The following is a 21,410-nucleotide window of genomic DNA, read 5'->3' on the forward strand; positions in this document are numbered from 1 at the left end:
GAAAAATATCAAGTTTCGATTTTTGTGGCAATATTGTGATAGGGATATGGCGAGGAAAAACCAATGGCAATATTATCTGGATTGACACGATGCGATCGCTAGAGGGGCAAAAAAATAATAAATTCTGTGCCTGTGCCTAATTCTGAGCGACAAGCGATCGCGCCGCCGTGTTTTTCTGTTACGATTTGATGTGCGATCGCTAATCCTAAACCCGTCCCTTTTCCCGTTGATTTCGTCGTAAAAAATTGCTCGAATATTCGCGGTTGAATTTCCTCCGGTATGCCTACGCCATTATCTTGAATGTGAATGCCAATAAACTTTTCTCCATTTCTCATTTCTATTGCAGTAGAAATGATTAATTGCGGTGGTTCTAGATTGTCCTTAACATTGTCTTGTTCATGCCAATATTTGGCATCGATCGCTTCGAGAGCATTCACCAGTAAATTCATAAAAACCTGATTCAATTGAGCGGGATTGCAATAAATTAATGGTAATTCTCCGTAGTTTTTATCGATTTTAATGCGTTCGCGATAGGAGTTCGCTTGCAAGCGATAAGACAATAATGTTAGTGTATTGTTCAAATCTTCATGAATATCTGAGGTTTTCCATTCGGATTCATCGAGCTTGGAAAAAGAACGCAAGGAAACCACAATACCTTTAATCCGCTCGGTTCCCGTTTTCATCGACTCCAACAAAGCGAAATAATCTTTTTTGAGAAAGGCTAAATCGATTTGTTCTCGCCAATCTGTAATCGCCTGCGGCGGATCGGGATATTGATTTTCGTATAGTTCTAAAAGATGCAACATATCTTGATGATATTGAGCGGCGTGTTTGAGATTGCCATAGATAAAATTAATGGGATTGTTAACTTCATGGGCAATTCCCGCAACCAACTCGCCTAATGTCGAGAGTTTGGATTCTTGGATTAATTGTAGTTGTGCTTTTTTGAGATTGATGTGAACTTGAATTCGTGCCAAAAGTTCGGCACAATCGAAAGGTTTGGTAATATAATCGACTCCCCCGATTTGCAGCCCCTTGACTTTATTGATGGTATCCGAGAGCGCCGTGATAAAAATAACGGGAATGTGTTGGGTATTGGGAGCAGCTTTGAGACGGCGACAGGTTTCAAAACCATCGATACCGGGCATTTGGATATCCAGAAGAACTAAATCGGGTTGATAGCGTTGCAAGCGTTTGAGAGCGCGTTCGCCATCAATAGCCGTCGCAACGGTGTATCCCGCATTGCGTAAGGTTTCGCCAATCACTTGTAAATTGGCGGGGGTATCGTCAACGGCTAAAATTTGTCCCTTATTTGACATTGTCGTTCTCCGGGTTTAAGTTCGCTCGGTTTAAATGTTGTTGCAATAACTCTTCAATTTCTTCTATTTTAAACTCTCGGGCAAGTTCGAGAAGAGGAGTGGCAAACTTTTGATAGCGACTATCCCACTGGGCAATTTTATCGCAAATTCCATCGGAATCGGCTTGACAGGCGATCTCCAGCAACGCTTCAAGTTCTTCAACGGGAGGAACGGACATATCATTCCTTTCTGCCCCTTGTCCATTTTCGTCTGATTCTTCCCGTTCTTCGTAAAGCCATTCCAAATCCAGACATTCGGAAATAATCGCAAATAGCTCTTTCGCATCGACAGGTTTAGCTAAGAAGTGATCGCCGCCTCCGTCAAAAGCCTTTTGTTGGTCGGCTTGGGATACAGATGCGGAAGAAACCACAATCTGATAATGTTGTAAATCCGACTCAGTGCGAATGCGTTGAATGAATTCAAAGCCATCCATTACGGGCATTGCTAGGTCAGTAATGACTAAATCTGGCTGGTGCTCCCGCAGGACTTTTAACCCCTCTTCCCCATTTTCTGCCTCAAAGGTTTTTAGTCCAAGGGGTTCGAGGAGGTTGGAGACCACGGCGCGATTTTCCCAACGGTCATCGACAATCAGGATGATACGGCGTTCTCCTTCATAGCCGATAATGCGATCGCTTCCTTCCATCTCTCTCTGTTGTTTTACCCAATCTTTGACTAAAGGGAGTTTAAGAGTGAAAGAAAACTCACTCCCTTGACCCATTTCGCTTTTAACTTCGATCTCTCCTCCCATAAGATTGACAATACGTTGAGAGATAGCCAGTCCCAATCCAGTACCTTCAGATTGTTTTTGTACATCACCTAACTGCTCGAAGGCTTCAAATAGTTTGGCTATATCTTCTTTAGCGATCCCCACTCCCGTATCTCTTGCTTGAAAGAGCAACATTGCCTCGGTTTCAGATAAATCTACCACGTCTACCGAGAAGATTACTGAGCCGCGATCGGTAAATTTGATGGCATTTCCCAGCAGATTGAGCAAAACCTGTCGCAGTCGCTTTTCATCAGCAGACACCCCGACTGGGAGACGAGAACTGGTTTGATAGATAAATTTCAGTCCTTTGACTTCGGCGCGGACTTTGCACATTTCCACGACACTTTGCAACAAAGAGGGCAAATGCAGGGGTTTCTGCACTAACTCTAGTTTGCGTGCTTCGATTTTCGAGAGGTCTAAAACATCATTAATCAGACCGAGTAAGTGAGTTCCGCATTGATGAATGATGTTGATTCCATCTCGTTGTTTTTGGGTGGGGAGTTCGGTGCGTGCTAAAATTTGGGCATAGCCGAGAATACCGTTGAGGGGCGTTCGTAGTTCGTGACTCATACTGGCGAGAAAGTCGCTTTTCGCTTCGTTAGCATAATCAGCTTGTTCTTTGGCCAGAGCAAGTTCAGATGTACGTTCTTGCACTTTCTGCTCGAGGGTTGTAAAAGAAGTCTGTAACTGTTTGGCCATACTATTGAATGCTAGAGCCAGTTGACCCACTTCGTCAGTTCGATTGAGGGATACCGTTTGTTCCCATTGTCCGGCTGCTATGTTTTGTGCGGCCAAGCTCAGTTTGAGCAGGGGTTTTGTGACCCAACGCGCTGTTAAAATTCCGACTCCTGCTGCGATCGCTAAGGCCAGCAGACATAACAATATCGTAATCCGTCTCTGAGCATTGATCTCTGCCATGAAATCTGATTCAGGCACGGTAATAAAGATCAACCAATCAATTCCACGTTCATCCTGAAAAGGAATCACTTGAGCAAACTGTTTTTGCTTCTCGAGAACAAAGTTGAAGTTCTGAACTGTTTGCATCTCCTCAAAATTGACAATCTGAGTTTGTGCTTCTACAAAAGCAGTACGAATCAAAGGGGAGGAACTATCGATCGCCATTGATAAACTACTATCATCCGTTGAATCTGACAAAGAACTCGAAAGGACTTCTCCCGTGCGTTGAGTAATAAAAATTTCCCCAGACTGACCGATCGCGAGACTTTCGAGCAGTTTGGCAAATTCTTCAAAGAACAATATATCTGCACTTAAAACTCCTAAAAGTTTCCCTTGTTTATCGTATACGGGAAGAACTGCCGAACAGATGGGGGTTTTAAGAGCAAATTCACTATAAATTTCACTCCAAACGGCTTTTTTGGCCTCAACTGCCGCTTTATACCAAGGCCGAACTGTTGCATCAAAAGGGCCGAAATTTTCGACGAGGGTTGTGGGTTTGTCAAACGGGTCAAGGTTATAAATCAGGTAATCATTTTTAACAAAACCGGGGGTTAGCGCAAGTCTTGATTTCTGGTTGTGAAACTGTTCGGCAACGATTATTCCCCCTTGAGGATTGCCCAAATACACATAAACAATATTGGGAAACTGTCGAACTTGTTGGAGAAAATGACGACCGAGCATTTCTAGATCGTCGATTTGCAGTAAACCCAAATTAATCAGATTGAGATTGGTTTGATTAATTTGATGGGGAATGTCTAATTTGGCTTGGAGATTATCTTGGATGCGATCGCCTACTTCACCCATTAATTGATTGGCCAGTGCTTCTACTGCTTTTTGACCATTACGGACAGCCAGCCAACCCGTTACCCCCACGGCTGCAAAAATTTGCAGGACAAACGGAATCACTAATACTAGAAATAAGGATGAATGCTGTTGCTTCTGATTGAACTTTTTCAAGGAAGTTGGCTTATTTGAATGACTTAGATTCATGAGAAAAGTATCCTCAAAGTTAGTTGGAATTTGATAGACTGCATTCCGATAATTCACTAATCATACAAAGAAAATATCCATTAATTCTCTAGGTTAAATGTTGTTGCAATAACTCTTCAATTTCTTCTATTTTAAACTCTCGGGCAAGTTCGAGAAGAGGAGTAGCAAACTTTTGATAGCGACTATCCCACTGGGCAATTTTATCGCAGATTTCATCCGGATCGGCTCGGTGGGCGATCGCGAGTAGGGCTTCGAGGTCTTTGGTGGGAGGAATGGGTATATCGTCCTTGTTTGTCCCGCGTCCATTCCCGTCCGATGCCGATGCTTCTCGCTCTTTGTAAAGCCATTCTAAATCCAGACAGTCCGCGAGTAGGGCAAAAAGAGCTTTAGCATCGACGGGTTTGGCCAAGAAGCGATCGCCGCCACCATCGAGGGATTTTTGTTGGTCGGCTTGGGATACGGATGCAGAGGAAACCACGATCTTATAATGTTGTAAGTCTTCCGCCGCGCGAATGCGTTTAATGAATTCAAAGCCATCCATCACAGGCATTGCGAGGTCAGTAATCACTAAATCCGGTTGCCGCCCCCGCAGGATTTTTAACCCTTCTTCCCCATTTTCTGCCTCAACGACCGTTAATCCAAGGGGTTCGAGGAGGTTGGAGACAACGGCGCGATTTTCCCAACGGTCATCGACGATCGCGATAGTACGGCGTTCTCCTTCATAGCCGATCATGCGATCGCTGTCTTGGAGTCCGCCTTGTTGTTGCGCCCAATCATCCACCAAGGGAAGTTCGAGGGTGAAGAAGAACTCGCTACCTCGACCCAGTTCGCTTTTAACTTCGATCTCGCCTCCCATGAAGCTGACAATGCGTTGAGAGATGGCCAGTCCCAGTCCCGTCCCTTCTCCTTGTTTTTGGACATCCCCCACCTGCTCGAAGGCTTCAAACAGTTTCGCGATATCTTCTTTGGCGATCCCCACCCCCGTATCCCTTGCTTGAAAGAGTAGCGTTGCCTTCGTCTCGGATAAATCCACCACATCCACCGAGAGTGTCACCGAACCGCGATCGGTAAATTTGATAGCATTCCCGAGCAGATTGAGCAAGACCTGTCGCAGTCGCTTTTCGTCGGCAGACACGCCTTCGGGAAGGCGAGAACTCCCTTGATAGATAAATTCCAGTCCTTTCGCTTCGGCACGGACTTTGCACATTTCCACCACGCTTTGCAACAAGGAGGGGAGATGAAGGGGTTTCGGCACTAACTCCAATTTGCGAGCTTCAATTTTAGAGAGATCCAAGACATCATTAATCAAGCCGAGCAAGTGGGTGCCGCATTGGTGAATGATATTGACCCCATCGCGCTGTTTTTTGGTAGGGAGTTGGGTGCGAGCCAAAATTTGCGCGTAGCCGAGAATGCCGTTGAGGGGCGTTCGCAGTTCGTGGCTCATGCTGGCGAAAAAGTCACTCTTGGCGCGATCGGCTTCTTCGGCAATTTCTTTGGCTTGCTGTAATTCTACCGTGCGTTCGGCGACGCGATCTTCGAGTTCGGTGAAGGAAGATTTGAGTTGCGCCGCCATTTGGTTGAACGATCGCCCTAACTTTTCCAGTTCGTCAATGCCTCCCACCTCAACGTTGCGATTGAGTTCTCCTTTGGAGATCGCTTCGCTGGCTTCCTGTAGTTCGAGAATGGGTCGGGTAATCCAACGCGAGGTATACAGTCCCAAAATGATCGCAACGCCTAAAGCCGCCAGACAGAGCAGAATGGTGGTGCGGGTATTGGCATTAATTTGGGCGGTAAAGTCCGATTCTGGAATGGCAACGACAACCAACCAATCTAACCCGTATTCGTCCTGCCAGGGCTTGACGGCGACGTAATGGCGTTCTCCATCAATAGTAAGGTCGAAATCTCCTGCGGTTTTAATCGATGGGAGTTCTCCAAAATGCTGCTTCATTCCCTCAGCGATCGCCCCCAGGACTGGCTCGGGATAATCGAAAACGCTATAGCGCTCGTATTTCTCATTCACGATGGACTGTTTGTTAGAACTGCCGATCAAAAGACCATCTCGCTCGAGGACGAAGAGTTGAGCGGAGGGACTGAGTTCGATTTCCTGTAAGAACTTGCTGACATCGGCAAGGAGCAAGTCGATATTCATCACTCCAAGCAGTTCGCGATCGCCGCCAAACAACGGTACGCCAACGGAAATGGGGATATAACCTTCAAAGTCTTCCAAGACAAAAACATCGCTCCAAACCGTTTTGCCGGCTTTGGCTGCATCGATATACACGCCAGCCGTTTTGGGATCGAAGTCTGTCACATCGAGAAGTTCTACCATATTGCCCTGTTCATCGGCACGATGGGTATAGTCTTTAATATCCCCCCCGGATGTTGTGTAATAACGATATCGTAGCCTTTGAACCAGCGCCCTGCCCCCGCTCCCGTGTTATCTTGCAGGTAATAACCCGTAAAGCTAAACTGCGGGAACACTTGTGATTGTTTCCAAAAATAGCGTCCGGTGCTTTCGATATCCCTCAGATCGAGCAATCCTCGTTCGATGGCATCCAAATTCAGTTGTAGGATTTGATGGGGCAAAGCTAAATAGCTGTCGAGGCGGCGATCGACGCGGGAGACTGCTTCTCTTTGCAGGCGTTTGGCAAGGTCGTTGACGGCTTTTTGACCATTGCGAAGGGAGAGGTAGCCCGTTAGTCCAACTGCTGCGAAAATTTGTAACACGAATGGAATAACCAGTACCAATCGCAAAGGTACGCGATGGATAAATCGGTTAAGCAAGGGAGGAGAATGCGAACTTTCAGATAGTTTCTTCACCGACATTAATTAAAAATTAAAAGTGTTTGGTTTTGGCGTTGCAATCGTGTGCGCTAAGATCCTAGCAAAAAAATTTGCACTTGCCAAAGTTGCGTTTCGGGGGATACTATAAAATTCAGTATATATGCGGCTTGGGAACAGAGGAGATTGAGGATTTCGGCGCGATCGCTTGTAAAGGCTCCAGCACATTGATTATTTTCTAGATAAAGAATCCCAATCAGTTGACCGCGAGCAACTAAGGGGAGACATAAAACCGATTGAGGTTGATGCTTTTGGATGTAAATATCTCCCCCATAAACAGTTTCCTGCCTGGCATTTTCCAATAGTAATAGTTTGCGGCGGCGCTTGACTTGATTAATGATGCTCAACGGTACAGCATTACTGGTTTCCACTGGTATCGGATTCATGGGGAGGCTACCTTCTGTTGTCCCTCGGGCATTGAGCATTAAAACTTGCTCTTGGAAGAGCATCAATGCCACCGTTTCGGCCCCCGCATTTTCCCGAACAACCTGCATTAAATTGGCGATCGCTCCCTCCAGTTCGATTTCTTCGGAAAGCAGCCGAGAGGCTTTCATTAATGAGGCTAAGTCTAATATTTCTCCGACTCCCGTGGTCGTTTGGGAAATTGTTCCCATTGTGGGAGTCGCAAAGGTGCTACTCGCAGTCAAGCCCAGTTTTTTCTGTTCGAGAATAGGGGAGAGGAGTTGAGGATAACGGGTTTCTAAGTCTTCAACCTTGGCTTTTGCTCCCCAACGTGCGTAACCGTAGTACGCTTCCTGCATATATAAGCCCGCTATTTTCTCTTTCCCGTTCGGACTTCGGTGTTGCTCAGTCGAGGGTTGAGCGCAGTCGAAACCCCAGTCTAGGTAGAATTTGGCAGCCAGTTCATTGGCCAAGGCTTCTTCTTGGATGTATTCATTGACTTTTGCTCCGGCTATGGCGCGATCGTAAAGTTCCATAGCCTCTAATTTTTGTCCAAGAACTCGACATTTTTCCGCCTCCACTAAGTCAACTTTATGTTGATGATTCATTGGGGCATAATGCGCCCAATGTTGTTGCAATTTGGTTTGGTTTTGGTCTACCTTTTCCAATCCATCTAATGTTGGCTCTGACTGCAAATTTAAAGAAGCTAAAATAATCAAAGAATCGTAGAAATAAAACCCAGGTTCTGCCACAGTTCCTAGACCAGCCATAAAATAACGTTCAACCTCAACAGCATAGTTTTTCGCAGTCTCAAATTCCTCGAATAAGTAGCACAGCATTAACTTATAGGACGAAAAAATATAGAGTCCAAATAAGTCGCGAGATTCAAGGAGTTGGGGTAGCAATTCTGTTTCTTTAAAAGCCTCTCCAGACAACAAAGTAGGCTGTTCACTCCTGCCGAGTAAATTTAAAATTCCTTGCCAATAAATCCGACAGTAATTAGCCGTTGTCAATTGCTTGAATTGCAGTAATCCATTATAATAAGCACGGGTTTCTTTTTCCAATGTTATTAAAGGCTGACCGCACCAAAAAGAACTGAGACAAAAGTTATGAGCATTATGTCCGGCCATGTCCCGATCGCCAACTGCGAGTGCCGTTGTATATCCTTCTTGCAGAAGGGACAAACAGTCTTTCACAGGGGATTTGCGATATAAAATAAATATCCCCATGATGGCTAAAACTGCCGGTTTAACTGCTTTAGCCTCTGGTTGGGACACGATTTGGAGTGCCAACTGACCGAACTTTACCCCAGCATCCACATCTTGCAAAGGGTTACAAGCAATAAAACCATAACCAACATAGCAAAAAGCGGAAGCCGGGGTATTACCGTATTGAATGGATATTTTGACCGACAAAGCAATTAGTAATGGATGCAAAGGAGATCCTACAAAATAAGCGGCTGGCGTGATACTATTAGCAATCTGGATAATAGAAATTTTTTCCTCATCCGTTGCGATCGGGAGGTTTACCAAGTCTTCAATATCGCGATCGCCAATTAAGTTAACAATCTCAGCAATAGCCTGCTGAATATCGTTAGGGGTAGGAGTTTCAGGAAAGGTGACTCCCAATTGTTGCAAAAGTTCTTGAGCAATGGCAATAGCTTCAGTTAAATTGTTTTGGGCGAAATTAGACTGAATTTTAATCCGATAAGCATTGACTTGTTCGAGTAATGAATGAGCCTGTTTGATGACTGTTTCCACAAACTGTGCCATTGCTTCAAAGTCACCACAGAGTAAAGCCAATTCAGCCGCTAAATCATGAAATGCAAGCGCCATTTCATATTGCCGTAGCCAAGCCTCTTCTCCAAGTAAGAATAACCCCCTGCTGGCATAGTCAAAACCTGCTTGATAAGCGGTAGCATTTCTGGCTTTACGACAAGCAATGAGATTCAATTGGGCGAATTCGTCTCGTTCTGTTTGTTCGGTAATTAATGCCGTTCCATAATTTAATTGATTGACTAGAGTAAAGATACGCTCTTCTTGGGATTCTGGTGATATCCTTTGCAGCAGGAGTTGTCCGATTTGATAATGGGCAATGGCACGTTCAGCTTCAGGAATGAGGCAATAAGCAGCTTGTTGAACGCGATCGTGGAGGAATTTATATTGGGGTAATTGGGAATGGGTCAGAGGGAATTGGGAGTGAGTGTTGGGGTTGCTTTCTTGATAAAACTTATAGGCTTGGCTTTGAGGTAAAATCAAGCCTTCTTTTAATGCTTCCCATAAATCCATCGCCGTTGCTTCGGGAGATTTATCGCTGACAATAGCTAAGGTTTCTAAATCAAATTGATTGCCAATACAAGCCGCTAGTTTTAGCACTTCTTGGGTTTCTTTTGACAATTTTTGCAAGCGTCCTGCCATGAATTCAACCACATCATCCGTCAGTGCCAATTCTCGCACCTGCGCCAGATCGCATTGCCAGTATCTCGCCTCAATATTGAACTCAATCAAACCATCCTCGTGTAATCCTTTCAGAAATTGAGTGGCAAAAAAGGGATTTCCTTGGGTTTTCTGAAAGATTAAATCAGTCAACGGTTGGGCGAGGTTTAAATCGCAACTGAGGGTATCACTTACCCATTGATTAAGATCGAGTTTTCCTAAAGGTTGCAAAACAATTTCTTCGAGAATTGCTTGTTTCTTTTTGATCTCTTCTAGGGTTAATATCAGGGGATGGGCGGGAAAGACTTCATTATCTCGATAAGCGCCGATAGTGAGGAGATATTGACTATCTGACTCACTCATTAAAACTTGAATTAACTTTAAAGAAGCTGCATCTGCCCATTGTAAATCATCTAGGAAAATTGTGAGGGGGTGTTCTTTGGTCGCGAAGATGCTGACAAATTTTTCAAACAACAAATTAAAGCGATTTTGTGCTGCATTCCCTGACAATTCTGGAACAGGTGGTTGTTCTCCGATAATGTTTTCGAGTTCCGGAATAACTTGAATAATAACTTGTCCACTTTCTCCCAAAGCGGTGAGAATTTTATCTTTCCATCGTTGTAATTGTAGGTCGTTTTCGCCTAATAGTTGCCCCATTAAATCTCGAAAGGCTTGCACAAAGGCAGAAAAGGGAATATCGCGGTTGAATTGGTCGAATTTTCCTTTGATAAAGTAGCCTCGTTTGGCAACGATCGGTTTATGCACTTCGTTGACGACGGCGGTTTTTCCTACCCCGGAATAGCCCGCAACGAGGAACATTTCGCTTTTTCCTTGACTCACTCGATGGAACGCATCGAGTAGGCTTTGGACTTCTTTTTCTCGTCCGTAGAGTTTTTCTGGGATGAGAAAGCGATCGCAGATATCCTGCTCTCCTAAAATAAAGGGTTTAATTTCTCCAGTTTCTTGCCATTGAGAAAGACATTTTTCGAGATCGCATTTCAATCCCAAAGCACTCTGGTAGCGATCTTCTGCATTCTTCGCCATCAGTTTCATCACGATATCCGAAAGCACTTCTGGAATTAGATTACTGGTGACAGGTACGGGTATTTTCGCAATGTGACAGTGAATTAATTCCATCGGATCGTCACTTGTAAAAGGCAGCTTTCCCGTTAAGAGTTGGTAAAAGGTGACACCGAGGGAATAAAAATCACTGCGATAGTCAACTCCTCGGTTCATGCGTCCGGTTTGTTCCGGAGAAATATAAGCGAGGGTTCCTTCTAAAACATTGGGTATTTGTAGGGTTTGGGTTTCTTTGGGTAATAATGAGGAAATACTGAAATCAATAATTTTAACTTGTTTAGTTTGCGGATGAATCAGTATATTTGCGGGTTTGATATCTTTATGAATAAGACGATTTTGATGCAGGTTATGAAGAATTTCCGCGAGTTGAATGGCAATCGGGAGAAACTCGACAACGGTATAATTATCCTCTTTGGCTTCCTGTAAAGCCATTCCCTCAAAATCTTCCATAATGAGGAGGTGGCGGTTCTCGTAGCGTTCTAGGGCATAGGGTTTGATGATGCCTTCAATGTTGAGATTACGGGTGATGGCATACTGGTTGCGAAACTGAACTAATTCGTGAAAGGAAGGATATTCATTTCGCATTAGTTTCAGAATGACGGGTTTGGCATCGTCATTGCACTGTCCGCGATAGACGAGGGTGCGATCGCTTTCGTGGATAAGTTCTTCGAGGTGATAGTTCAAAAGTTGAGGAAAACTAACCGACATCATGGCTTTTTTCTTGAAAAATCTGAGGATGTATATTTAATTTTAAACAAAGCATTGTGAAAAACTTGTGAGATTCTTCTTCTCAGTAACAAATTGAAACAAAAAAAAGTTAAGTTTTATGAAGCAAAACTTAATTCAAAATGTTAAAAGCAATTAAGCAAATTGTTAGTAACTCTTAATGCAAAGGTAGGGAAATTATAAATTCTGTTCCCTGAACGAGTTTCGAGTGACATTTGGTCGAACCGCCATGCTTTTCAGTGATGATCTGGTGCGCGATCGCCATGTCCAAACCCGTCCCTTTCCCCACATTTTTAGTCGTGAATCCTTGCTCAAATATTTGCTCTTTCACGTCCTCGCTCATGCCCATACCATTATCAGTAATACGGACAATTACACTCTTTTTATCTTCGCTTAATTCAGTGGCGATGGTAATGCAATTGGGATGCTTTTCTATCTCAACAAAAGTTTTGGCGTTGGCGAATGCGATCGCAGCCCGTTTGCATGGATGCAATTAGTTTCGGAAAGTCTTCGGCAATAAAATCTAAATCGGCATTGCTGTAGTATGAAACTTCAAACTGTAAATTGCAAATTAATATTATGTCGATCGCATCACGAAGTTTACAAAAGCTCCTCCGGGAGAATATATCAGGGGAGAAACCCCTCAGTGTTGACCCCGAACAGTCTAGGGAACTAGCTGAAGACTTGTTGGCGCTCCTCGAGCCTCTCGCTGGCGCAAAGCGGAATAATAATTGTCACCATTACAGTCGTTTCCGAGGGGGGTCAAACACAGACCAGCCCCCCAGCAACGACCTCTGTTGCTGTATTCTGCTCGAAGAACCAGGCGATCGCTGGTATCGAAATGAAACCCATTTACATTTGCTCAGGAGTCCAGAGCAACAGCTTTGGGTAGACTTAGGGTACGAGCGATCGCCCGCCCCCGTTTCAGATATTAGTGAGGTGGTTGCCCTAGTCCACGCATTTTTTCACAGGGTCGATCGGCAAAAAGCTCAGGCTGCCAAGCGCCAAAAACAGAAAGATTTGAAAGTGCAAGCTATCTTGGCTCAGGTGCGTAAAATTGCTAAGGAAGATCGATTTGACTTTGCCACCGAAGTTGATACCGTGAAGCTCAAGCTGATTATTCGTCTGTCTGAAGACGGCGACTACTTTGCGATTTTGATTCCCTTTAGCCAGTTCAAGGACGTGCTACCCAAATTGCGAACTGCAATTCGGGCTCTGCGCGAAACTTACGACACTGGTGTTCGCTTTAAAACCAATCTCAAGCGGGGCTATGGCCGTTCTAACTGGATTCGTCATGAGGATTTGTAGAATAGACTCTCCAATAATTCAGAAAAACCCAGTTAAGTTCGTGGTGCAGCAGGTGCAACCAGCCTTGGGAACGGTTGGAAAAGCTGTGGGGCGATCGCAGCTTCTACAGCCCTAGCCCAGAGCATTTCCATTTTTATTGATCACATAAAATATATAACTTATGCGACTCAACCAAAGATACTAAAATATTCCGGTGCAGAGGGATTGTTAGACAGTGAACTATCATGTCAATTATTGCTTTGTGATTAGAACTGGTGTCAGATGTTCAGGTATAGCCTGCATTCTAATTTGAATACATCCAAATTTATATGACTCCTCAATTGTCCGTCCTGCTCCTAGTGCTTGATAAAAGCCTATCGTAAAAGCAATAGCTGCTTTATCTCCGATCTCTTGGTTCATTCCTACAACATAGTCAATATGTTGGGCGATTGCTTGTGCCTGAGCTTCAGAGTAACAAGCATTAAGTAAAACACAATTTACTTGACTAGAAAATTGCTCAAACAATGCTGCTAGGGCATCAGGCTGAACTAATTGAGTTAAACCTGTTTGATCTTCAAAGCACAATGACCCTTTAGAAGTACCATGCCCTGAGAAATGAATGATCTGCGGCTGTATATCTAACAAGGCTTGAGTTAAATCTGCTGGTCGTAAAGATAGTTGCGGTAGCTCCAATTTAACTTTTTCGCGCAGTTGACTAATTCTAATCTTTTCCTGAATTTCACGAAATTCCTGCCCCAAACGTAAACGAGAAGCATCAGTAGGATCAGCCGCAGCAAATAAGATCGAAGTTGATGTCATATTTTTACCCCCTAGAGGATGTGATGATACACTCTTTTCTATAGCATTAGTTATAGTTCTCTTCAAATGATCGCCTACTTTATCATACGGAATGATGTTCTGACTGCAAAAAATTTCTGACAATGTGTCTGTCAGCCTTCGTGTATCATCCATTTCTATACAGGTTTCAATGACATACTTCATTTTGTTTGGGAAGCCATTGAAAGATTTACAAGTAAACCCAGCAAAAAATATTGGTTCAAGATCAGATTGCGTATCTAAAGAAAAGAAAACAAATGTTGGATCAAGTTTGACAGGAATACCCATTGATTTGAATTCATTTCTCATGTATCTCCAGTGTTCATCCGGTATTATGTTTCCTGCGTCTATGAGAGGCGTAAAGATATGAAAGCTGCGACCACTGAAAGATGAAATTTGATTGTGATTGCCTTTAAAATACTCAACAAATTCGTTATCCATTGAGGAGAAGAATGAAATCATAAACTTCGAGTCTTCAAGGCTCAAACTTTCCGCGCTCATAAACTTTACAACATCATCAATCCATTTCTCTGTTGGGTGAATATGCCACATAGTAAGCCTTTAATTTAGCCTCAAGAAAAACTATCTAGAATATTTATTAACCTTTCTGTCTAACACCCCCATACGGCGGATTAGGTAGAAATATTTCAGTCTGATCCCCCAATTTGGGGTGATTAGCTGGAATTAATTCAGTATAACCAACTTTTCTAGGAGCGATCGCCCATCCCATTGTAATGAAGGTCAATATCCAACAGGGACACCCTCAAAGCCATAGTGCGCGATCGCTCACCCCCGTTTCAGATATACTGATTACAAAAACACCAGTTAAGTTAAAAGCTGCTGGAGTAGAGCAATGCTAAAACCTTCAATTCTTGACCCTGCCGCCAGTTACAGCTTTAGCCAATATGCCGCCCTACCCTTTGACATCGCCGATATTCTAGCTGAATTCGGGGTGGCGTTCCAATCGGCTTCTCTCCAACTCCCAGAACAGCAGCCCCTAGACCCCACCCCACTGATCCATGAGTTGACGGAAAATTTGGCGTTAGTGGATCCCACCTCAGAAATTGCCCGTCGAGAATCGCTCATTTTTCCAGTGCTGAAAACCGTATGCAAGTTTATCCAATCGCCTCTCAAGATTGAGTATTCGATCCAAGTTAGCAACCAACTCAAGGGCAATGTGGATTACTTTATTCCCGCGCCTCAAAACTTCGTCATTATTGAAGCGAAAAATGCCGATCTTGGCAAAGGATTTACTCAACTGGCGGTGGAACTGATTGCCCTAGATCGGTGGATTCAAACTCCTGTAGATTGTTTCTACGGAGCAGTGACTACAGGAGATACTTGGAAATTTGGTCTGTTCCATCGCCAGCAAAAGTTGATTCAAAAAGACATCAATACCTACGGTGTACCCAACGATCTGGCCAAAGTTCTCGCGATTCTGTTTGGTATTACGCTACAAACCCCCAGTACAAATTGCATAACAGAGGAAAATATTGTCAAGGTAGAAGAATAAAGGTAGAAGAAAATGATTCGTATTGATGCCCGCGAACTTTATCAAGTTCTAGAACTAACCCCACCAGAGCAAAATATCCTCTTAGTGGGCAAGCATGGTATTGGCAAATCGGAAATGATTAGCCATTTCTACCGTCAGCGTCAGAACCTACCCGTCATCCCCTTCTTTTTGGGTCAGATGAGCGATCCGGGGGATTTGATTGGCTTGCTCCATAAAGATGAGACAACGGGGCGATCGGTGTTTTTACCTCCCTACTGGTGGCCCGATCGCGATCGCCCGGTGGTACTCTTCCTCGATGAGCTTAACCGGGCCCGACCGGAGATTTTACAGGCAGTTCAAGACCTGACTCTCAACAAAACCCTAGCTGGTAAATCTCTACCCCCTGGCAGTATTGTCATTGCTGCGGTGAATGGAGGGGAAGAATATCAACTAACGGAGCTAGATCCGGCTCTAGTGTCGCGGTTCAATGTCTATGAGTTTGTGCCGACGGTGGAAGATTGGCTGCTTTGGGCTGCCAAGCAGGATATCGATTCGCGGGTGCTGACATTTATCCAACAGCATCCAGAGTATCTCGATGGGGATAATCCCGATGCGGATACGGCGATCGCCACTGCTGGACTGATCAAAACCCCCGATCGCCGTGCTTGGGTCAAAGTTGCGGATTTTCTTCGCAACCATAAGCAGGACGATCCCCCCCTGCCCCCCCTTAATAAGGGGGGAGTTAAGAAGGACGCTCCCCCCCCGCCCCCCCTTAATAAGGCAGGAGGTGAGTTGGAGGATATTCACTTCAAACTAATTGCCGGGATGGTGGGGACTCGTGCCAGTATCGCCTTTCGCCAAAGCCTCGCTAACCAACGGGGTCTGAGTCCCGAGCAACTCCTCCTGCAATATTCTAAGCATTCCAAACATCTCAAAGACTTGGAGATTCAGGACTTTGCCAGTTTGAACGAACGGGTGTTACTCTGGCTGAATGCCGGACATTGCCCGGAAAATAAAGCGGATAATGCCCGCAAGAATCTGTTGAAATATCTCCAATATCTCCAGAAAGCCAAACAACAGGAGGCGATCGCCCATTTTTCCTCTCTGGTTCAAGGTCCCAAGTTTAGCGATGCTATGGGGTTTGTTGCTGAATCGATGGATCTGATTGATTTCCTGTCGGAGTATTTGGAGGCGATCGAGGTGTAAACCCGAAAATCTTTCTCTCGTGCTAATCTTGTAGAAGTTTCATTCAATACCCATCCGGCGATTTTTCAATACCCGCCAAACCCTTTGTTGTCTTAATCTCTCATCCCAAATAACTATGATTGCAACTCTAACCAAACCCCTATCGTTCGATGAATTTGTGGACTGGTATCCGGAAAACGCGATCGATAAATACGAACTACGCAATGGAGCGATCGTCAAAATGCCTTTAGGAACTGGAGAACATTCTAGTATTATCGGTTTTTTAACCATAAAACTTGGAATTCAAATCGAGAATTACGAATTACCTTACGGAATTCCAGGGGATTGCTTGCTCAAACCGATCGATGACAAATCCGGCTACCAACCTGACATTATTGTTCTCAATAAAGCGCAACTGGCTGAGGAACTCCGTTGGCAGAAAGAATCGATTATTACCCAGGGGAATTCTGTAGGACTGGCGATCGAGGTTGTCAGTACAAACTGGCAAGATGATTATCTCAGGAAGGTCGGGGAATACGAACTGATGGGGATACCCGAATACTGGATTGTGGATTATCTGGGTTTAGGGGGTCGGCGGTTTATCGGCAATCCCAAACAACCGACTCTCTCTGTTTACCAACTGGTGGATGGGGAGTATCAGGTAACGCTGTTTACGGGAAACGAGAGGATTGAGTCTTTGGCTTTCCCGGAATTGCAACTGAGCGCCGCAGAGATTTTTGCAGCCAAAACTATTTAACTGCGAGATGAAGATAAAACCGATCGCCCGTCACCGCATTGCTCGGATTGTGGAAAAGTGGCTGCTGGTCGAGCCATTGTTGCTGGCCGTCTGGACGAGTCACGCTTTGGTCTCGGAGCCACGCATTCAAACCATTCGCGTGCAACGAGGTCGGATTGAGTACAATCCGGATTTTATCGGGCAGTTGAGCGATCGCCACCTAGAAGCCACCCTGCGCTTTGAGGCATTACGGATTCTCCTCAAACACCCCTACAGTCGCCGCCAAGCGCACTCGGCAATTAGCTATGCTGCCAGTAATTTAACGCTTCAGGAATATCTGCAAACGGATTTACCGTTTCCTCGGGCGCGGGATGTTTTTGGCGATACGTGCTCCGCACAGGCAAGCCAACGCGCCTATGACCAACAATTCTTTGAGTTCTACTACCACAAGCTACTCGACCAACAGCCAGACATTACAATAGCATCCGGCGTAGGGACAGCAGGGACGGGTACAGCCTCAGATGTAGAAGGGTTTGGAGCGTCTGGAGAGGGTCAATCTGACTCGTCCGATGGGGAATCCGAGCCAACTGCAAACTCTAGCGATCGCCCCTCGGATCTCCTAGAAGTCTATACCGACGCAAACCTGAGCGGTGTGGAAAATACCGACCAATGGGATCGAGATGAATTGTTGAGCGATCGTCTGGACGATCTGGTGAGAATGGCACAAGCCAATGACAGTTGGGGCAGCATTGGGGGCAAGTTGCGGGAACAAATCTTGGCGAATCTGCACCCGAAGCTGGACTATCGGGCAGTTTTACGCAAGTTTCGCACCTCTATCCTCAGCCAACAGCGACGACTCACTCGGATGAAACCGAATCGCCGCTATGGGTTCGCCTATATGGGCAGTCGTCGTGACTTTACTACCCGGTTGCTGTTTGCCATTGATGTGAGCGGCTCTATGGGAACCAAAGAACTACAGCAGGGGTTTTCCGTGGTGAATCGCTTTTTTAATTACGGTGTGCCGGCGATCGATGTGATTCAATTTGATACTGAGATTACCACCGATGTGATGACGTTCCGCCGTGCTAAAAGTGAGGTGAAGTTAACGGGACGAGGCGGGACGAATTTTGACCCTGTTTTGGCGTATCTGGACGAACATAGGGAGTATGATGGCCTGATTATTTACACGGATGGTTATGCCCCCAGTCCTAAGCCACCTCAGAATCGGCGTACTCGCATTCTGTGGTTGTTTGTGAGTGAGAAGAATTACCGGAGTTGTTATCCTAAGTTACAGCATTTAGGGCAGGGGGCTTATATTAAGCCCACATTCCGCAGTTTCTAATGTAGCACAGATGTAACATTAGAAACTGCGGAATTGTTGAGGACAGAAAAGAACCTACATGACAGGATGTAGAGGAGTAGAGTAAATTGAAGTGGGTTAAAGTTTATCTTGTGGCATTTATCGATACACTTACTCCTGTTGAACCAAAGCCCCCCGATCCTCTTTTTGTGTCAGTTAGTTGACTAACTTCTTGAATTTTAACGCGAATTATTGGGACAATAACCATTTGAGCAATTTTCATTCCTCGACTAACTCGAAAAGTGTCTTTGCCATGATTGATCAAAATAACACCAATCTCACCTCTATATCCTTCATCAATTGTTCCGGGAGTATTAAGAATTGTAATGTTATGCTTTAATGCCAAACCACTTCTAGGACGAATTTGTGCTTCTGTATTGGGAGGTAATTCAATGGCAATTCCCGTATGAATTAATCGAGTTTCTCTGGTAGGAATTTCTATATCTTCGACAGAAATTAGATCCATCCCCGAATCATTTTCATGTTCGTATTGGGGCATTAGTGCTGTACCATTAAGTTTGCGAATTTTTAGTAATGCCATTGTTCTTTTTGGGAAATCAGTGAATTCGATAGAAGTGGTATTCATTATATTAGATTTTACAGCTATTTGTTTCTGCGTTGAAGATCGGTTGAGACTTGTACCATCAAGGCACTAAAGCAAGCAATTTGGGCTTTATTAGCTAGTTCATCATTTATATCGAATATATGGAATAACACTGTCGTCAAGAAAATTAATACATAAATTACATAGGGTATTCCCCAAGACCACTGTTTCTTCTTTTTTTCTTGTTGCTCATTCGCTTTTTCACGAAGTTCTTGAACATCAGACAATTCGTTCATTTTTTCTTCTAGCAGTTCTCGTTTTTTTCTAAAACCTTCATAAAACCAGTCCTTCTCATTCTTAGTAAGTTCTGGTAAAATATCGGGTCTGCCTGGCCGATTGTCATGATGGACAGATGAGGGAGTCTTAACATACCTAAAAACTAGACTAACAAAAGTATCTTTTTCGGGTTCTAATTCAATATTTTGAGGATTATGGTTGTGCAAAGCAATAACTGAAACTCCCAAATATGTAGGATCAAGTGTAGTACTAATATGCCCTAATCCTTTTGAAACTTGCTTAACCTTAGAATGATACGTTCCAGAGATTTTTTCGTTTACATAAACCGTTTCATTGGTAACAATTAAAACAGTTGAATTACTTGGAATAATTATTTTCTGTTCATCTGGATTGTAAGCCGATTCCCATGTATCATTAGCATTAGCAGGTATTTTATAAGCGATCTTACTAACTGTTAAATTATAACTTGCTCCCTTGAGATTTTCCTTTTGAAAAGGGTAGATAAGAATATTACCTTTGAGAATTTCGCTTTTAATGTCAACATCGCTTAAAGTAGACATAAATTATCCGATTCGCTGCTAGTCAAGTCTTCATTCCTGATTGTACATCAAATTTTCCTTGAGTGACAAAGATATTTCTGCTTTTTGCAATTCCGTTCCTAAATAGAGCGCGTGTTCGATCTCTAAACCCGGAGATCGCCGATCTTGTAGGTTAGGTTAACTTTACTCGTAACCCAACACCCCAATATCCGAAAAGCGATCGCACGACCATGCCAAGATTGCGATCGCAAATTTTGTAGGAAAATCTTTGAGAATCAATCATCTTGCGATCGCTGTTTGGTTTCCAAAAGATTCATTAAAACATTGGCAGCCTCAGAGCAGTTGTAGGGCGACCAAACGGGATATTCTTGGTTAGCAACAAAGAAGTTTGTATCTTCTTCTTTCATCAGTTCTGTTGCCAGAAACTGCATCAGTCGCACCTTATCAAGTTTTGGCAATGTTTGGATTTGTGACATGAGTTCGGCCAATAGCATTTGAGAATCTCCTCGTTTGAGGTTCAATGGAGAGTTGGAGAGTGTTGACTTAAATTTTGCAAAGGAAAGGCGATCGCTAACATCTGTTTATTTTACAATGGGGACGCGATCGCTTTCTATACTTCCATCAAAGACAGTGCGATCGCTATTTTTTGGTAGAATAGCGATCGCTAGTCGTTTTTATTGCAGGAGTATAGTTATGGAGCGATCGACAGCCCTACAACAAGCCAAAGCATTGAGTATTGACGATCGCATCTGGTTAGTTGGAGCTATATGGGACAGCATTAGTGCTGAACCAGAGCAGCTCGAGTTAACAGAAGCACAGCAGCAAGAACTATCCCGTCGTCTCGCAGATCGTCAAATTAATCCTCAATCAGTGGTTTCTTGGGAGGACATTAGAGCTTCAGCACTTTATCGAGCAGGAATACCACAATAAGTTTGCCAATTAGTCTTTAGCTAAAATATAAACATATTTTTTGGGTAATATGCCATGACGCAAGGTACTGCCAGAGTTGTCCCCCGCTTAACACCACAGGAATATTTGGAATGGGAAATCCAGCAACCACTACGCTACGAATATTTTAAGGGGGAAGTGTTTGCGATGGCGGGGGGGACACTTCCCCATGCAGATATTGCCCTAAATTTGGCAACCCTCCTGCGAGAACCGTTACGGGGACGCTGCAAGGTGCGTAACTCTGATGCCAAGGTGGGCATTACTGACGAGGGACCGTTTACCTATCCAGACCTTAGTATTAGCTGCGACGATCGCGATCGCACTGCCCGACAATTCATCCGCTATCCCTGCGTTATTATTGAGGTGCTTTCTCCAAGTACGGAGGCTTACGACCGAGGTGGTAAGTTCGCCCTGTACCGTCGCCTCCCAACGCTACAAGAATATGTTTTAGTGAGTTCTGAAACCAAAACGGTTGAGATTTTTCGGCGGGATGCTGTTGGAGAGTGGCGATTCATTCCCTACAGTGAAGGCGATACGATTGAGTTGATGAGTTTGGGAGTCACGTTATCGCTAAATGCTATTTATGAAGATGTTGTTTTAGAGTTAGAGGATGAAGGGAGCGGTTAAAAG

At 44.3% G+C, this 21,410-nt stretch carries 18 protein-coding genes; 8 read left to right on the plus strand and 10 right to left on the minus strand.

Going from position 1 to position 21,410, the window contains the following annotated elements; all coding sequences use genetic code 11:
- Positions 1 to 98: 98 nt before the first annotated feature.
- From VB714_RS00090 to VB714_RS00115, 6 genes are all read right to left on the minus strand, one after another.
- Entirely contained in the window at positions 99 to 1,319 is a 1,221-nt protein-coding gene (locus VB714_RS00090) for a sensor histidine kinase (RefSeq protein ID WP_323219936.1), read from the minus strand.
- Positions 1,309 to 4,071: an ATP-binding protein gene (locus VB714_RS00095; RefSeq protein WP_323219938.1), complete on the minus strand. Its 2,763-nt coding sequence runs from the start codon at positions 4,069 to 4,071 to the stop codon at positions 1,309 to 1,311. The genes VB714_RS00090 and VB714_RS00095 overlap by 11 nt, the downstream gene beginning before the upstream one ends.
- 88 nt (positions 4,072 to 4,159) lie before the next feature.
- Positions 4,160 to 6,400: an ATP-binding protein gene (locus VB714_RS00100; protein WP_323219940.1), complete on the minus strand. Its 2,241-nt coding sequence runs from the start codon at positions 6,398 to 6,400 to the stop codon at positions 4,160 to 4,162.
- The gene (locus tag VB714_RS00105) at positions 6,394 to 6,798 is read right to left on the minus strand and encodes a hypothetical protein (protein ID WP_323219941.1); all 405 of its coding nucleotides are present in this window, start codon (positions 6,796 to 6,798) and stop codon (positions 6,394 to 6,396) included. The genes VB714_RS00100 and VB714_RS00105 overlap by 7 nt, the downstream gene beginning before the upstream one ends.
- Before the next feature lie 146 nt (positions 6,799 to 6,944).
- Entirely contained in the window at positions 6,945 to 11,540 is a 4,596-nt protein-coding gene (locus VB714_RS00110; RefSeq protein ID WP_323219943.1) for an ATP-binding protein, read from the minus strand.
- Positions 11,541 to 11,712: 172 nt separating this feature from the next.
- Complete coding sequence (locus VB714_RS00115; RefSeq protein WP_323219945.1) at positions 11,713 to 12,048, minus strand: HAMP domain-containing sensor histidine kinase; 336 nt, start codon at positions 12,046 to 12,048, stop codon at positions 11,713 to 11,715.
- An 86-nt stretch (positions 12,049 to 12,134) separates the two neighbouring features.
- Between VB714_RS00115 and VB714_RS00120 the strand changes: the two genes are divergently transcribed.
- A complete protein-coding gene (locus tag VB714_RS00120; protein WP_323219947.1) occupies positions 12,135 to 12,863 on the plus strand; it encodes a hypothetical protein in 729 nt (242 codons plus the stop codon).
- Between the two features lie 231 nt (positions 12,864 to 13,094).
- Here VB714_RS00120 and VB714_RS00125 read toward each other — a convergent pair whose 3' ends face one another.
- Complete coding sequence (locus VB714_RS00125; RefSeq protein WP_323219949.1) at positions 13,095 to 14,231, minus strand: CHAT domain-containing protein; 1,137 nt, start codon at positions 14,229 to 14,231, stop codon at positions 13,095 to 13,097.
- 182 nt (positions 14,232 to 14,413) lie between these two features.
- Between VB714_RS00125 and VB714_RS00130 the strand changes: the two genes are divergently transcribed.
- The 5 genes from VB714_RS00130 to VB714_RS00150 all read left to right on the plus strand — a co-directional run bounded on the left by VB714_RS00130 (position 14,414) and on the right by VB714_RS00150 (position 18,434).
- On the plus strand, positions 14,414 to 14,539 hold the full coding sequence (locus VB714_RS00130; RefSeq protein ID WP_323219951.1) for a hypothetical protein: 126 nt from the start codon (positions 14,414 to 14,416) through the stop codon (positions 14,537 to 14,539).
- Positions 14,533 to 15,192: a hypothetical protein gene (locus VB714_RS00135; RefSeq protein WP_323219953.1), complete on the plus strand. Its 660-nt coding sequence runs from the start codon at positions 14,533 to 14,535 to the stop codon at positions 15,190 to 15,192. The genes VB714_RS00130 and VB714_RS00135 overlap by 7 nt, the downstream gene beginning before the upstream one ends.
- Positions 15,193 to 15,204: 12 nt before the next feature.
- Positions 15,205 to 16,377 (plus strand): AAA family ATPase, encoded by a 1,173-nt coding sequence (locus VB714_RS00140; protein WP_323219956.1) that lies wholly within the window; start codon positions 15,205 to 15,207, stop codon positions 16,375 to 16,377.
- A 115-nt stretch (positions 16,378 to 16,492) separates the two neighbouring features.
- Positions 16,493 to 17,113, plus strand: coding sequence for a Uma2 family endonuclease (locus VB714_RS00145; protein ID WP_323219958.1), 621 nt, complete (start codon positions 16,493 to 16,495; stop codon positions 17,111 to 17,113).
- A gap of 7 nt (positions 17,114 to 17,120) precedes the next feature.
- A complete protein-coding gene (locus VB714_RS00150) occupies positions 17,121 to 18,434 on the plus strand; it encodes a DUF2201 family putative metallopeptidase (protein ID WP_323219960.1) in 1,314 nt (437 codons plus the stop codon).
- Between the two features lie 103 nt (positions 18,435 to 18,537).
- On the opposite strand, the gene dut is transcribed toward VB714_RS00150, so the two are convergent.
- The 3 genes from dut to VB714_RS00165 form a co-directional block, all read right to left on the minus strand.
- On the minus strand, positions 18,538 to 18,993 hold the full coding sequence (gene dut, locus VB714_RS00155; protein ID WP_323219962.1) for a dUTP diphosphatase: 456 nt from the start codon (positions 18,991 to 18,993) through the stop codon (positions 18,538 to 18,540).
- Between the two features lie 62 nt (positions 18,994 to 19,055).
- Complete coding sequence (locus VB714_RS00160) at positions 19,056 to 19,853, minus strand: dCTP deaminase domain-containing protein (protein ID WP_323219964.1); 798 nt, start codon at positions 19,851 to 19,853, stop codon at positions 19,056 to 19,058.
- Positions 19,854 to 20,107: 254 nt separating this feature from the next.
- Positions 20,108 to 20,326 carry a hypothetical protein gene (locus tag VB714_RS00165; RefSeq protein WP_323219966.1) on the minus strand — a complete coding sequence of 73 codons (219 nt, stop codon included), beginning with the start codon at positions 20,324 to 20,326 and terminating at the stop codon, positions 20,108 to 20,110.
- Positions 20,327 to 20,360: 34 nt separating this feature from the next.
- On the opposite strand from VB714_RS00165, the gene VB714_RS00170 reads away from it, so the two are divergent.
- Both VB714_RS00170 and VB714_RS00175 read left to right on the plus strand, forming a co-directional pair.
- On the plus strand, positions 20,361 to 20,762 hold the full coding sequence (locus VB714_RS00170) for an addiction module protein (protein ID WP_323219968.1): 402 nt from the start codon (positions 20,361 to 20,363) through the stop codon (positions 20,760 to 20,762).
- A gap of 54 nt (positions 20,763 to 20,816) precedes the next feature.
- The gene (locus tag VB714_RS00175) at positions 20,817 to 21,407 is read left to right on the plus strand and encodes a Uma2 family endonuclease (protein WP_323219970.1); all 591 of its coding nucleotides are present in this window, start codon (positions 20,817 to 20,819) and stop codon (positions 21,405 to 21,407) included.
- Positions 21,408 to 21,410: the final 3 nt, after the last annotated feature.

The sequence above is a fragment of the Spirulina sp. 06S082 genome (genome assembly GCF_034932145.1).
In the GTDB taxonomy this organism is placed as follows: domain Bacteria; phylum Cyanobacteriota; class Cyanobacteriia; order Cyanobacteriales; family Spirulinaceae; genus CCY15215.